Raw genomic sequence first — 14040 nt, forward strand, 5'->3', positions numbered from 1 at the left:
AGTATGCCGATGGCACCGAACAGATGACCGAAGATGTATTCGCCCTTGGCGTCATTTTCGGATTCCTGGTGCAGCTTCTTCACGCCCGGCATATGCCGTCCTTCCTTGGCCTGCTTCACGCCGTCGCCGACGAACACCACTCGTCCGCGCACACGCAGAAGCGGAGCGAAACGGTGAACGACCCTCTGCCAGGCCAGGCGCAGCGATTCAAGCGGCCATGCGGAAGAACTGAAGAAATGAAGCATCGATTCGGAATGACGCAGAGTCAGCGCCAAATCCCGGACAATGGAAGTGACGCCGAGATGATCGGCACGGACCATCAAACCGACAACGATGACAACGAACCACTCGAAGGCGGCGGCGCGTGAGAAACAAGCACGAAAGGCAGATAAAATTTCATTGATAAATTTCAACATAGTATGGTCGGTCGCGACGAAATCGGGTAAACTAACAGAGTAACCCGATCTAGCGATCTGCTCTCCTTTCTGGCCTGAGAACCTTAAGGATACCACAGAATCGCTGATTGGGTTATTTTGCTATGCGACCATTTTTAGCGAGAACTTTTCACTGTCCAGTTCTTATAAAAAAAATAATTAAAGAAATAACTCCGATAAAAATAAATAAAATTGATATGGCAATCAATAGGGTATATATTTTTTTCGACATTTTTACTCCCTCCATATCCCTTAAATGGTTTGCTGAAAAGTACCAACGTAACGTCCAAATTATCCCCGCCTAAACACAAAACGGAAGCTGCCCCTTTACGCCTTTCGCTGTAATGATTTAATTTTACATCAAACAAGGTACTGTTCCCCAGAATTATGGGGGAACAGTACCTTGTTTGATGTAAAGAACTTTTTCAGTGGCCTCATCTATCAAGGGGTTGTTTTTTATATAGAGTGACAACGTATAATCTTCTATTTTTACTGATAAAAAAATAACATCCGAAAAGCAATTGAAGGTGCTTCAATCTTTGTCTTATAACCCGATCAAAGCGATTAAGGATGAGCTAGTTAAGATCGGTGGGATCTACTACAACGCGAAGATTCATGAATTTCGGATCCGCTAACGCGACCGTTTTGGAAGCTGCCTTATTCCAATTGTCGGATAGATCAGGAAACCCCAATTATTTCATTTTATTCCCCCTGTCCCATCCATGTGGGCTCAATCAAGCAGTCGTAACGTACGTGTATATTCCTACGCCGAGCGCGATGACGAAGAAGATTCCGAAATACCACCTCATAAACTTCCAGCTCACGTTGGCTCCTTGCCACCAAGCCGTGGCCAGAATCACAACGCCTAACAGAAAAGTTCCGAGAAACGCTCCAAGTGTTGTATAAAATGTATCCATCTTATCCCCGCCTAGCTATCCTAGTTTTTTTAAACTTATCAAAGAATAACGCAATTGCAGAATAGACTTGAATACCCCCAAAGGCATATTTTTTGCCGGTTGGCGCCGTTTAGCCCTTCTGTCGCATGTTCCTTTGTGATTTCCGGTATATATTAGGGAAGCAGCTTTATGATAAAATCTAGAAATTAGCAAATCGTGCAAGAGGAGCGCCGGAACGACGTGAACCTACATCCACCATCTTGTTCTCTAAGAGAATATCTGAACGGACAGCCCCTGCCGCTTGAAGCTTTTGTGCCCATCGCCAGAACGCTTGCCGCTAGCTTGGGGCAGCTCCACCGCCACAGTCTTCTTCACCTCGATTTGAGGCCGGAGCGGATTGCCGTCTTGGCGAACGGAGAGGAGGCCTGGTTGACCGATAACGGCCTCTCGGCGCCTCGGCCAACGGGAGAAGGAGAACCGGCAGCTTCGATAGGTGCGACCGTAGAGGGATTGCCTTATTGCTCGCCGGAGAATACGGGCCGGATGATGCGTTCGGTAGACGAGAGAAGCGACCTGTACTCCTTGGGGGTTGTTTTCTACGAGATGCTTGCCGGCAGACTGCCGTTCATGGCCCATACTCCCTCTGAATGGATATACGTGCATCTGGCGCAGAGCCCCCCGCCGTTCGCCGAGCTGCCCCTGCCCCTGCCGCTGCCAGCGGGTCTTGAGGCGATCGTTCTTAAGCTGCTGGAGAAGAATCCGGACAAGCGGTATCCGAACGCCGACTTGCTGCTCGCGGATCTGGACAAGCTGGAGCGTTCCCCGGAACAGCTCATCGCGGAATCCGGCTTCCATGGGCGCGAATACGAGATTTCTGTCCTGACTCAAGCTCTTATCTCCGCCAGCTTCGGCTCGACGGAGCTCGTCTATATCGCGGGGGACGCCGGCATCGGCAAAACAAGCCTGATGAACGAGCTGTTCCGCAAGCAAGCCAAATTGCAGGATTATTTCTATATCGCGGGCAAGTTCGACCAGCTCGCCAAGGAAAGCCCCTATCATCCGATCATAGAAGCCTTTCGCGGATTGGTGAGACACCTGCTGGGAGAGAAAAAGGAACTGGCCGAACGTTGGAAAAGCAAGCTTCAGGAAGCCCTCGGCCCCAATGCCGGAGTCATGACCGCCATCCTGCCCGAGCTTGGGCTGCTGCTGGAGGAGATCCCAACCGTTGAGGAGCTTCCCGCGAACGAGTCGCAAAAGCGGTTCTTCTACGCGTTTCGCCGGTTCGTACAGGCACTGGCCTCCAGGGAGCACCCGATCGTCCTCTTCATCGACGACCTTCAATGGGCGAATGCCTCGTCTCTTCAATTGCTGCAGGCTCTTCTCACCGATCCCGAGAGCCAGCATATGCTGTTTGTCTTCACCTATCGTCCCGCCGAGACGGACCAGAGCAAGCTGCCCGGCTTCGAGGCGGACGAGAGCATCGCCAAGCAAGCGGTCATGCGCCAGTTGGAGCTCTCTCCGCTCGGCTTGGAGCAGATGAAGCGAATCGTCATGGAGCTTCTGAACTGCGGCGAAGCTACGACGATCGAGCTTACCGAGCTGCTCTATCCTCAATCGCTCGGGAACCCGTATCATTTGAAGGAAATTCTGCTAAGCCTGCTGAATGACGGTATCCTGACCTACGAGCATGAGGCTCGCCGCTGGCATTGGGACATGGGGAGATTCCTCGACCGCGACCCGAGCTATGCCGTTCACGAGCTGATCGAGCACCGGCTGTCGCGCTTGCCGGACGAAGCCCGAGCTCTGCTTACGCTCGCGTCATGCGTGGGAAGCACGTTCGATTCGGAGCTGGTCGAGCGGGTTGCCATGGGAACTTCAGGCAAGGCAAGCGCCGCGTGGAAGGCGCTGGAGAACGAAGGCATGATCACCGAAGCCGAGGACGGCTCCTACCGGTTCGCGCACGATAACATTCAGAAGACGATCTACGGCCAACTGGAGGAAGAAGCCAAGCGGGCGAACCATATCCGGATCGGCAGACGGCTGATAGAGGCGGGCGACAGCAAGCGGGACGGCCTGTTCGAAGCCGTCAACCAACTGAATCTCGGTTCGTCGCCTATCGCGGACGAACAGGAGAGATTACGGCTGGCTCGCTGGAATCTGGAGGCGGGACTCCTCGCCAAAGCCTCGTCCGCGCATGATGTCGCGCTTGGCTACTTCAGCAAGGGGGTTGAGCTGCTGACGCCGCAGGACTGGAGGCTTGATTTCGAGCTTAGCTTCGAGCTGCGCGCCCAGAAGGCAGAGTGCGACTACCTTTGCGGCCACGCGGCGGAATCCGAGCAAGCGATCGACAGCCTGCTTGACCATGCCCGCACGCCGGCGGAGCGAAGCCGCGTCCAACTGATTCGCATCATGCAGCATGTCAACCAAGGGAAATACCTGGAGGGCACCGCCCTGGGCCTGAAGTGTTTAAGAGACCATGGCGTCTACATCTCCGCGAATCCCGGGAGGGCCATGCTTCTGCTCGAATCGCTGCGAATCGGGTCCATGCTGCGCAATCGCTATGATCGGCTGGACAGCCTGGAGGAGATGTCGGATCCTGATCGGATCGCCACGATGAACCTGATTCTGGCCATCATCCCTTCCACGTTCTTCACCGACAAGAAGGTGTTCTTCCTGCTCACCTGCCGAGCCATTCAATTGTCTCTGAAGCACGGCAACTCTCCGGTGTCCGCCGCCGTCTATGCATCCTACGGCATGATTCTCGGAATATCGTTGGGCAACTACAAGAAAGCCTTAGCGATCGGCAAGATAGGCGTCGATCTGTCAGAGCGTTATAACGTCGCAGCGGTCAAGAGCAAATCGTTCACCATGTACGGCGGCGTGTTCTGCCAGTTCGGAGGCAGCGCGCGCGAAGGGGAGACCTACTTGTTCAAAGCCCTGCAAGCCGGTATGGATTCGGGAGACTATGTGTTCGCCAGCTACGCCATGGGCGCGCATATCAATTCCTACTATACGAGAGCCTCGCTGAGCGACCTGGCCCGACAAATCGCCGACTACCTGGCCGTGCTCGACACGACCAAGGATGAATTCGTTCGCCAGAACTTTTTCCTCTACCAGCAATGGATCTTGGCCCTCCAGGGACGTACGGACGCACCGGATTCGTTCAACAGCGCCGGCTTCGACGAGCAAAGGTTCCTGGAACGGATCGGGAAGGAAGATACCTCGGCGACGACGATGTACCAATATTGCGCCTACAAGACGCAGCTTTGCTTCATGTCCGGACGGTTCGAGGATGCCATTCGTTGGGCGGATTGCGCTTCTACTTATCAGGAATACGCCTCGCATCTGCCGCACTGGCCGGAATGCGTGTATTACGGGACCTTGGCCGAGCTGGCGATTGTTCGAGAATCCGGCGACCGACGCGTATCGCGGAGAAGGTTGGAGAAGAATCTGCGGCTCTTCAAGAGATGGGCGGAATGGAGCCCGGTTAATTACCAGTCGCGGTGGCTTCTGCTGCAAGCCGAGCGCGCAGCTCACTTGGGCGATGATGGCGCAGCGGAGGAGCTGTACGACCGAGCGCTGCGCGAAGCTTGGGAACGGGGAGACTTCCAGGTAGCCGCCGTCGCCGGGGAACTGGCCACGAATCACTACAGGAGTGGAAACCGGACCAAGACCGCCTTGCATTATCTGCGAATCGCGATTGATGGCTATAAACAATGGCAGATTCCTGGGAAAATAAAAGAGCTTGAGGAGAGCCAGGCGGTCCTGCGGAGAGGAGCCGGCGAACCGTTGGACACGGATGCGGACAGCCTGGTCGCCGCCTCGGCCGAGACTTTCGCGGAGACGGAAGGCGACGCCCGCTTCGACGACGGCGTCGACCTGGCAGCCATCCTGCGCGCAACCCAAGGCGTCTTCGGGAAGATCGACATCGACACCGTTCTCGCGGAGATCATGAGCGCGATCCTGAGGCATGCGGGCGCCAGCAAAGGCGCTCTGGTCACGAGCAGCAACGACGAGCTGTTCCTTCAGACGTACCTGGATTCGGAAGCGCACGCCGCCCCGTCGCCGATCGGCTGGAACGACAATTCCCTGCTTCCGGAGAGCCTCATCCGGTACGTCTTCCGCACTCAGGAGGAGATTCATTACACCGGGGAGACCGAGAGCTGGCTGGTCCACAACCCTTATATCGCGCAGCAACAGCCGCAATCGGCGCTCTGCATTCCGATCGCCCGCCACGGAACGACGCTGGGCGTGCTTTATCTGGAGAACAAGCTTGCCGGAGGCGTCTTCGCACCGGAGCGATTGGATTCGCTGCGCACGCTGGCTTCCTACGGAGTTCTGTTGTGCGTGCTGCAAGGCCAGCCCGATCCGGTTCAGCCCGACGAAGACGAGGTCGACGATCTCCCCTCGCTCCCTTCCGCCATGGAAGAGCCGCTAACGGAACGGGAGCTGGAGGTGCTCTCCCTGCTGGCTGCCGGCCTCTCCAACAAGGAGATCGCCGACCGTCTTATCATCGCCATCGGCACGGTTAAGGTGCATGTGAAGAACATCTTCGCCAAGCTGAAGGTCAACCGCCGAACGAAGGCCGTCGCCCAAGCCAAGGAGCTTAAGCTGCTGGAGTAACATCGAAAGAGACCGATCAAGATTGAAGTCTTACCGCACCGCCGGCTCCAGCAGCGCCAGCTTGCCCTGATTCGCATCCAGATGGACGAACGCGCCGATGGGCAGCGCTGCCTTGTAGGTTCCGTGCCCGGAGGCGATTCCCGAGACGAGGGGCTTGCGGAGCGGCACCAGAAATTCCCGGATCAGGTCTTCATAAGACTTCCCGTAGGCGTCCGTACAGTTCGTGCATCCTCCCATGAGAATGCCGACAGCTGCATGGAGCTTGCCCGCGAGCTTAAGCTGCTCCAGGTAACGGTACACCGTATTGACGGGCTCGTGCGTCTCTTCGAGAAACAGCACCTTGCCGCGCGTATCAATCTCGAAGGGGGTTCCGAGCGAGCCGACCAGCGAGGTCAGGTTGCCGCCGACAAGCGGGCCGAATACGCTCCCCGGCACCAGGCCCTTCATCGGAGGAAGCTCCGGCGGATTGAGGATAAGCCTGGGAACGGAGGCGGAGGAAGCCGCCGCGAGGAATTGATTGAAGTTGTAGGCCGGAGTATCCGGCTTGAAGTCGATCAGCATCAAGCTGTGCAGTGCGATCACGCCGGAGAACTGATAGATCGCGTTCAGCAGCACCGTAATGTCGCTGTAGCCGCTGAGCAGCTTCGGGCACTGCCGAATGAGGTTGAAGTCCAGGTAGGGCAGAATCCCCTCGACGCCGACTCCACCGCGCGAAGGCAGAATAAGTCGCACTTTCGGATCCGCGAACATTGCCATCAGATCGGATGCCCGCTCCGTCTCGGTGCCGGACAGAAACCCGTTCTGATCGAATACATGGCGCCCGACAGCAACCTGGAAGCCCATCCCTTCCAGATAGGCGATTCTCGCGCGAATGACCTCCGCATCCAGCGGGCTTCCTAACGTTACAATCCCGACGGTATCTCCCTGCCGCAGGGCAGGCGATTGGATCGCCATCCCATTCGCCTCCCTTCATGAGGTCGTGAACCTACCTGAATATATGAAGGAAGCCGCCTGCTTAGGCATGGCTATTCGCGAGTCGAAGAATCCGCCGTGCCCGAGGAAGCTTCAAGAGGGACGGGAGGCGGTTGCGATTCCGACTTTTCTTGATTCTTCATGATGACCAGATTGCGGAAGTAAATGAAGATTCCCGGCACTTGGCCGAGAATAAAGACGGGGTCCTTGCGATAAATGGCGTATATGGACAGGATACTGCTGCCCAGAATGCTGAACGTCCAGAAGGATCGCGTCACGACGCTCTTCTTGGCCCGTTCGCTGGCGATCCATTGAATGACGAACCGCCCGGTGAACATGATCTGGCCGATCAAGCCGAAGACGATCCAGAGCAGCTCTTCCATCGTTAAGTGCGAGGTCAGCTTCTCCCACATGTTATTCGCCTCGGATCTTGTAACGAATGCTCCGCTTGTGAAGCCAACCGATGACGATGGCATCCATCAAGCCGACGAAGGCCCTGTCCAGCACGCCGTACTTGGACGCTCCGTATTCCCTCGGACGATGCGTCACCGCTACCTCTACCACCGAGAATCCGTTCATGCGGGCGAGGGTAGGCAGAAACCGATGGAAGCCTTCATAGAGAACATAGCTCTCTCCGACTTCCCGTTTAAACAGCTTCATCGGGCATCCCGTATCTTGAACGCGGTCCTTCGTGATCCAATTCCGCACGCCGTTCCCGATCCTGGAGGATACCTTCTTGACCAAGCTGTCCTGCCGGCGCACGCGGGTGCCGTTCGCGAAATCATAGTCCTTCATATAAGGCATCAGGGTAAAAATATCGTTAGGGTCCGTCTGCAGATCCGCATCGATCGTCGCAATATACCGGCCGTTCGCGTGCTTGATTCCGGCATAAATCGCCGCCGTCTGTCCGCAGTTCTTCTCGAAGTGCATCACCTTCACCCGGGAGTCCAGGCCGGCAAGCTCCTCCAGCTTCTCATAGCTTCCATCGCTGCTCCCATCATTGACCAGGAGAATCTCATAGCTCTCTGCATGAGGCTGCACCGCATCCGTAACGGCCCGGTACAGCCTCTCCAGGTTCTCAACCTCGTTGTAAATAGGTACGACTATGGTCAGCTCTACCATGACGATCTCCTTTTTAAACGATTAGTTGGGCGCTGCTCCATTCCTTGTTAGTCATTGTATGTGCCTCTCAGCAGCCTATTGCCTGATTCATAAGAACTTGTCCCATTGGACGGTGCAATCAAGCGGATTTGCCGTGCTTGCCGCGGCGGTAGCGAACGATCAGCCAGGCGGCCCCGCCGGCTGCCGCCAACAGAGCGGGAATGCCGACAAGCAGAAGATTCTTCACGTTCGGCGCGTTAAAATCAATCTCGTAACGGTTCGGCTCCGTGAAGGAGAACGGCCAGACCAGCGTACGTCCGCCATCCTCCGTCTGCGGCGCATTGTTCGCGCCCGGCTTAAGCGGGAACGTCACCTTCACGTCGAAGTTCAGTTGGCTCAATACAAGCTTCTTTACGATCGGGGAGAGCGAAGAGAGCATGTCCGACAGATTCTCCGAAGCAGACTCTTTGCCGATCAGCTTGTCCGTGTCGACCGTGATCCGGATGTGATACTTCGTATAGAAAAAGTGCTTCTCTGCGTCGTGAACCTCCTCAATTCCATCCGGCAGCTCCACCTGATGGGGCTCGATCTCCTTCAGGCTGAAATGCCGAGTGCCCTCCAATACCTGTTGGCCATCCTTCTCGTAGGTTCTGACCTTCATCTGGTCGTTCGTGAGCCGTTCGGCCGTCTCCTGCAGCAGCTCCGGCTTCCCGATCAGATCCATTGCCTTATCGGGTAAGGAGATGTTCAGGGCGAAGTCGGCGGTCGCATTCTTGTGGATCGTCAAGTGCGCCTCCCCTTGCGCGCAGGAAGTCAGCAAGAACACGCACGCCAGCAGCATAACGGCAGCGCTGGCCCAGCCGCGCCCCCTTGCCGGCAGGCGATTCGCCCCGGACGAGCCCAGCTTCCGCTTCGTCCTCATGCGTCCGCCTCCAATTCTATCCAAATTACCTTCTTCGATGACGATAGTCTTCTTCCTTTGTACTTCAACGCGCGTAGTAAAGTCAATCTATAGAATGGTCTTGCCTAGAATCGAAGCGCACAATTCGACCGCGAGCCGCGCGGTCTTGCCCCCTTTGTCCAGCGTCGGGTTAACCTCCACGATATCGAGCGAGGTGACCTTGGACGACTCCGCCAGCAGCTCCATCGCCAGGTGCGCTTCCCGGTAGCTCAGTCCTCCCGGAACGGGAGTGCCGACACCCGGCGCTGCCGCCGGATCCAGCGAGTCCATATCCAGGCTGACATGCAGCCCGTCCGTCCCGTCTCCCGCGATCGCAAGCGCCCTCTCCATCACCGTCTTCATGCCCAGCTTATCGATATCGGACATGGTGAAGCACGCAATTCCTTCGGAGCGAATAAGCTCTTTCTCGCCGGGATCGAGATCCCTTGCGCCGATCAGCACCAGCTTATCCTTGCGAATGATCGCCCCGCTCCGGCCCGGGAGCTTGAAGTCCGCTTTGTCCAAGGCGATCGCCAGGGGCATGCCGTGCGAATTGCCGGACGGGCTCGTCGCTTCGGTGTTCAGGTCGCTGTGGGCGTCAATCCAGATGACGCCTGGATTCGACCGGCTCCCCGCGATCCCTCGGAGCGATCCGATCGCCACGCTATGGTCGCCGCCAAGCACGATAGGCAGGCAGCCCTTGGCCGTCATCTGCGCGACCTGCTCGCTGACCTGGCCGCTCATGCGGAGAACCGCCTGCTCATATCTCATCCGTCCCTTGACTCGCGGTTCGTGCGGCTGCTGCGGACAGGCGACTTCGCTGACGTGCGTCTCCGCGATTCCCAAGCTCTGCAATTGCCCGAGAAGGCCGGCGTTCAGAATGCTCTGAGGACCGAGCTCGGCGCCCGCCTTCTCAGCTCCGTACCCGAATGGAACGCAAATTAGCCCGACTTTTGACCAGTGGCTCATGCGCTCGCCCCCTCCCCTTCGCTGGAGTTTCTACATTCTATGCTTACGACCTGCCCTGCGTTGCCTTTCTTCTCCTGTTCGGGGCAGCATCAAGCCGACGGCCAAAAAGATTTGCATCTTTACCCTTAATCTGGAGATGCTATACAGAACACGGCCTTAGGGAGGAAGGAGGCGAGTCTTACGTCCCCAGAAAGCACCGGCGAGTTCGTAAAGAAGCTTCACGACAACCAGAAGAAAGCGGAGAAGAACCGCAATCGAGCCGAAGGCAACGAAGGCAATAAACTGCCAGGCAAGCAGCACAGCACCAATAAATGAGCGAAGGAACGCCGCGTCCCCTCAAGTAGAGGGCGCGGTGTTCCTTCGCTCATATCGGACAACCGGTGAAGCATACACTACGTCGTTCGTACCGTCGGTATCGTCCGGTCTCGAAGGAGGCGCTCCATGTCTCTTCTGCCATTGCCCTGGGTGAAGCATCGCCATCGCATCCTAATCGTCGTCATTACCCGCGAGGACGTCTTGCGTTTCGTAGCCTGCGATATTCTCTTCAGCTGGCTCGTGCTTGCGGGGCTTAAGAAGCTAGAGCTGCCGGCATACATCCCCTTCGCCGCGAGCTTCGTCGCCCCTGTCCTGCTTAAGAAGGCGGTGGATCGCCTCTAGCTGACCAGCCGCAGCATCTGCACGACCGGACGCCCGTCCCCCTTCAGGCTTTTCTCCCGGCTCCTCATCTGCGAAGAACCGTCCCCATCGAGGAAAATCCCGTTCGCCAGCTCTCCGCCTCCGACCTTCTCCAGAATCGCCTCTCGGAACTCCGTCAGCGTCCCCAAGCCTTCGCTGACAATCAGATATACATTCCCCGATCGGTCATACACGATCGCCGAGCGCAGACGAGGCTCGTCCCAATAAGGCGCGTTCTCCGCCGTCATCTCCGCCAACCAGGCATCTCCGAGGTCAAGCCCCATGCTGATGCCTCCCTGGGCCCAATAGTTGGCGCGGTCCGTCACCGCAAGCTCCGTTTGACGCCGAACGACCTGCACGCTCAGAGAGCCGGTTGCCCCGTCCCAGACAAGCGTCCCTCGGGCGTACTTCATATTTTCCTCGCCGGATCCGTACTCGCCTGGGGCTCCGTTCACGGGAAGATCGTTGACCACCGCAATGCTGACCAGAGCCTGCTGATAGAAGAAGCCTCCGTTGATTCCGTAGAACGGGGCCACCGACACGTTGCCTTTGACGGCCTGCAAGGTAATATTGGAAGGCAGCGTCTTCAGCGTATGAAGCACCATCCCGTTCGACGCTACCGTTTCTTCATAGGTATATTGGCGCGGCTCGGGAGATGGCAGCGGAACTTCATGATCGTTCAGCCTCTGCCATAGAAATAAGGCTCCCCCGATCACCAGCAACGCGATAATAACGTAAATCGTCGTCGACACCCAATGGGCTCGAAGACGCTTGATGGCAACTATCCTATTCAAGACAGGAATCCTATTCATAGCCGTAATCCCTTCATGACGAGCATTATCCTCTAATGATAAGGGACGGCCTCGCCGCTCGTAAAGCACAATAGGACGCCCGGTTAACTGCTGATAACCGAGCGCCCTAGCTTGCTGGACACGAACTATTCAATTGTCTCGTTACACTCCTGTCTTAAGAAATAATAAGAGATGGTCCGGCAGACATCCTGGAATCCCGCATATCCGTCGCCGCTTCCGTCTTCCCAGCGGCAGCCTTCTATCCGTTGGCCATTGCCCATTCACGCTTACGCTTGCCGTTTCGCTTGATCTTGCCGTTATGCTTGCCATTGCGCTTGCTCTTGCTATTTCGCTTGCGCTTGCCCCGGATATGCTTCGCTTACCTAACCCATTGGACTATCCCCTTTCCTTTTGATGTCTTGATTATAACCGACTCGTCCTATTTGTTCAAATATTCTGATAACTCATATTCCGGGAATAATCGACGCCATTCGTCATGTTGATCGCCCAACCTCCCCGCCTCTTGTTCTTTCTCTTCCGGGCTCCGTTTTGCAAGCGCATCCATGTATAAAAATCAATCTCTCAGCCTATGCCATTCCAAGCGGTAAGCCGGAAGGCATGGGAGCGACGCTAGAAGAAGCGGCCGGTCGTGAGATATCCGGGTTTCTCCTCGCCATAAAAAGAACCATTATCCCCTCGGCTCATGTTACGCGCCGTATCGCACGCCAACTGAACGAAGGGGATAATGGTTCTGAATCCTTATCCTTTAACCGACCCCAGCATCGCTCCCTTGGCGAAGTGCTTCTGAAGGAACGGGTACACCAGAAGGATCGGAAGGGTCGCCACGACGATAACCGCCATCTTGACCGCCTGGTCGGGAGGAGGCACCGCCGAATCGAGATCCGAGCTGTAGTCCAACCCGCTGGCGAGAACGACGATCTGGCGGAGCAGTACCTGGATCGGCCACATTTTGCTCTCGTTCAAGTACATGATCGCGTTCAGGTACGTGTTCCAATACGTGACCGCATAGAACAGGGAGATCGTCGCGATAACCGGCATCGAGAGCGGCAGCACGATCCGGAACAGGATTCCGAAGTCGTTGCAGCCGTCGATCTTCGCCGATTCCTCCAGCCCCTCGGGGATGTTCTGGAAGAAATTTTTCAAGATGATCAGGTTAAACGCATTGATCGCGATCGGCAGCACGAGCGCGGAATAATGATCGATCAGCCCGAGATTCTTGACGACCAAGAACGTCGGGATGAGGCCGCCGTTGAACAGCATCGTGAACACGACGAGGAACATCAGCGTCCTGCGGCCGTCCAGGTCCCGCCGCGACAGCCCGTACGCCATCATCGACGAGATCAGCATGCTGAACAGCGTTCCGAGCAGCGTGACTCCGATGGATACGGCCATCGAGCGGAAGATCGTATTCGTCGAGAAAATAAACCGGTAAGCCTCTAGGCTCCAATCCGTCGGAATAAGCACGAACCGCTTAACGGCCAGCTCCGCGCTTGTCGTGAAGGAGCCCGCCACCACGTGGATGAACGGCAGCACCGTGATCAGCGCGATCAGCGTCAGCAGCGCGAAATTCACGATGCCGAACGCGCGGCCCGCGAACGAGCGATCCTCTACCATTCTCATCTGCCTCCTCTAATGCGCCTTAGTAGACGCCCTCTTCGCCCATTTTTTTCGCCAGACGATTCGCCAGCATGACCAGCACCAGACCCACGATCGACTTGAAGAAGCCGACCGCCGTGCTGTAGCTGAACTGCCCCTGCCGGAGACCCGCCGTGTAGACGTACGTATCGATGATCTCGGCCACGTCCCGGTTCATCGAGTTGAGCAGCAGGTACACATGCTCGAAGCCGAGCTCCAGCACGTCGCCGATCTTCAGGATCAGCAGCACGACGATAACGCTCCGAATCGCCGGAAGCGTGATATGCCAAATTTGGCGCAGCCTTCCCGCTCCGTCCATACGCGCCGCTTCGTATAGCTGCGGGTCGATGGCCGCGATGGCCGCCAAATAAATAATCGTACCCCAGCCTGCTTCCCGCCAGATAACCTGGATGATATACGTCGGTCGGAACCATTCGGGACTAAGCAGGAAATTGACTTTCTCGAAGCCAAGGCTTGTCAGGAGCTCGTTGACGATGCCCCCGTCCATCGTCAGCATGACGTAGCTAATCGAGACGATAATGACCCAGGACATGAAGTGCGGCAGGTAAATCAACGTTTGGAAAATCCTTCTGAAGAAAGAGATTCTTAACTCGTTCAGCATCAAGGAGAGAATAATCGGAATCGGGAAGAAGAACACCAGGTTCATCCCGAACAGGACAAGCGTATTCCTCAGAATGGCCCCGAAGTCGGATTCGGCGAACAGGCGGTGGAAGTGCTTGAAGCCGACCCACTCGCTGCCGTTGATTCCGTCGAACGGCTTGTAGTCCTTGAAGGAGATAATCAGGCCGTACATCGGAACGTATTTGAAAATAATGAAATAGAGCAGGCCCGGCAGGATCATCAGATACAGCCACTTGTTGCGAATGAGTCTCCGGGACAACCGGCTCTCGCTTCGCAGCGCCGGCTCCGGCTTCGCGATCGCTTGCTGCATGGTTTTTTCTCTCCTTCTCCGCGCTCGCGCG

The 14040-nt window shown here is 56.4% G+C and carries 13 protein-coding genes; 3 read left to right on the forward strand and 10 right to left on the reverse strand.

All coding sequences use genetic code 11. From position 1 onward, the window contains the following. Together ELR57_RS20925 and ELR57_RS20930 are read right to left on the reverse strand one after the other, a co-directional pair. Positions 1-416 (reverse strand): transposase (locus ELR57_RS20925; protein ID WP_148125557.1); only part of this gene is annotated, 416 nt, incomplete at its 3' end. 752 nt (positions 417-1168) lie between these two features. Then, positions 1169-1351, reverse strand: a complete 183-nt coding sequence (locus ELR57_RS20930) for a hypothetical protein (RefSeq protein ID WP_126961048.1) — start codon at positions 1349-1351, stop codon at positions 1169-1171. A gap of 219 nt (positions 1352-1570) precedes the next feature. Between ELR57_RS20930 and ELR57_RS20935 the strand changes: the two genes are divergently transcribed. Then, entirely contained in the window at positions 1571-5953 is a 4383-nt protein-coding gene (locus tag ELR57_RS20935; protein WP_305038239.1) for an AAA family ATPase, read from the forward strand. 30 nt (positions 5954-5983) lie between these two features. Here the strand turns inward: ELR57_RS20935 and ELR57_RS20940 are convergent, their stop codons facing one another. From ELR57_RS20940 to rocF, 5 genes are all read right to left on the reverse strand, one after another. After that, positions 5984-6907, reverse strand: coding sequence for a S66 peptidase family protein (locus ELR57_RS20940; RefSeq protein ID WP_126961050.1), 924 nt, complete (start codon positions 6905-6907; stop codon positions 5984-5986). A 71-nt stretch (positions 6908-6978) separates the two neighbouring features. Then, positions 6979-7338, reverse strand: a complete 360-nt coding sequence (locus ELR57_RS20945; protein WP_202866422.1) for a lipid-A-disaccharide synthase N-terminal domain-containing protein — start codon at positions 7336-7338, stop codon at positions 6979-6981. Position 7339: 1 nt separating this feature from the next. Further along, a complete protein-coding gene (locus tag ELR57_RS20950; protein ID WP_126961051.1) occupies positions 7340-8047 on the reverse strand; it encodes a glycosyltransferase family 2 protein in 708 nt (235 codons plus the stop codon). A 118-nt stretch (positions 8048-8165) separates the two neighbouring features. Then, positions 8166-8948 carry a hypothetical protein gene (locus tag ELR57_RS20955; protein ID WP_126961052.1) on the reverse strand — a complete coding sequence of 261 codons (783 nt, stop codon included), beginning with the start codon at positions 8946-8948 and terminating at the stop codon, positions 8166-8168. Between the two features lie 87 nt (positions 8949-9035). Beyond that, positions 9036-9935, reverse strand: coding sequence for an arginase (gene rocF, locus ELR57_RS20960; RefSeq protein ID WP_126961053.1), 900 nt, complete (start codon positions 9933-9935; stop codon positions 9036-9038). Positions 9936-10076: 141 nt separating this feature from the next. Between rocF and ELR57_RS20965 the strand changes: the two genes are divergently transcribed. Both ELR57_RS20965 and ELR57_RS20970 read left to right on the forward strand, forming a co-directional pair. Next, positions 10077-10250, forward strand: coding sequence for a DUF4023 family protein (locus ELR57_RS20965; protein WP_126961191.1), 174 nt, complete (start codon positions 10077-10079; stop codon positions 10248-10250). A 126-nt stretch (positions 10251-10376) separates the two neighbouring features. Beyond that, complete coding sequence (locus ELR57_RS20970) at positions 10377-10592, forward strand: hypothetical protein (RefSeq protein WP_126961054.1); 216 nt, start codon at positions 10377-10379, stop codon at positions 10590-10592. Here the strand turns inward: ELR57_RS20970 and ELR57_RS20975 are convergent. The 3 genes from ELR57_RS20975 to ELR57_RS20985 all read right to left on the reverse strand — a co-directional run bounded on the left by ELR57_RS20975 (position 10589) and on the right by ELR57_RS20985 (position 14009). Then, the gene (locus ELR57_RS20975; RefSeq protein ID WP_238162633.1) at positions 10589-11404 is read right to left on the reverse strand and encodes a phosphodiester glycosidase family protein; all 816 of its coding nucleotides are present in this window, start codon (positions 11402-11404) and stop codon (positions 10589-10591) included. The two genes, ELR57_RS20970 and ELR57_RS20975, sit on opposite strands and share 4 nt — an antisense overlap. 756 nt (positions 11405-12160) lie before the next feature. Next, entirely contained in the window at positions 12161-13036 is an 876-nt protein-coding gene (locus ELR57_RS20980) for a carbohydrate ABC transporter permease (protein WP_126961056.1), read from the reverse strand. A gap of 25 nt (positions 13037-13061) precedes the next feature. Continuing rightward, the gene (locus ELR57_RS20985; RefSeq protein ID WP_126961057.1) at positions 13062-14009 is read right to left on the reverse strand and encodes an ABC transporter permease; all 948 of its coding nucleotides are present in this window, start codon (positions 14007-14009) and stop codon (positions 13062-13064) included. Positions 14010-14040 lie beyond the last annotated feature (31 nt).

Origin of the sequence: Cohnella sp. AR92 (genome assembly GCF_003990975.1) — a bacterium.
Lineage (GTDB): Bacteria > Bacillota > Bacilli > Paenibacillales > Paenibacillaceae > Cohnella.

Coding starts and splice junctions, on each gene's coding strand:
- ELR57_RS20930 (WP_126961048.1), bottom strand. CDS start 1,351: ATGGATACATTTTATACAACACTTGGAGCGTTTCTCGGAACTTTTCTG.
- ELR57_RS20940 (WP_126961050.1), bottom strand. CDS start 6,907: ATGGCGATCCAATCGCCTGCCCTGCGGCAGGGAGATACCGTCGGGATT.
- ELR57_RS20945 (WP_202866422.1), bottom strand. CDS start 7,338: ATGTGGGAGAAGCTGACCTCGCACTTAACGATGGAAGAGCTGCTCTGG.
- ELR57_RS20950 (WP_126961051.1), bottom strand. CDS start 8,047: ATGGTAGAGCTGACCATAGTCGTACCTATTTACAACGAGGTTGAGAAC.
- ELR57_RS20955 (WP_126961052.1), bottom strand. CDS start 8,948: ATGAGGACGAAGCGGAAGCTGGGCTCGTCCGGGGCGAATCGCCTGCCG.
- rocF (WP_126961053.1), bottom strand. CDS start 9,935: ATGAGCCACTGGTCAAAAGTCGGGCTAATTTGCGTTCCATTCGGGTAC.
- ELR57_RS20970 (WP_126961054.1), top strand. CDS start 10,377: ATGTCTCTTCTGCCATTGCCCTGGGTGAAGCATCGCCATCGCATCCTA.
- ELR57_RS20980 (WP_126961056.1), bottom strand. CDS start 13,036: ATGGTAGAGGATCGCTCGTTCGCGGGCCGCGCGTTCGGCATCGTGAAT.
- ELR57_RS20985 (WP_126961057.1), bottom strand. CDS start 14,009: ATGCAGCAAGCGATCGCGAAGCCGGAGCCGGCGCTGCGAAGCGAGAGC.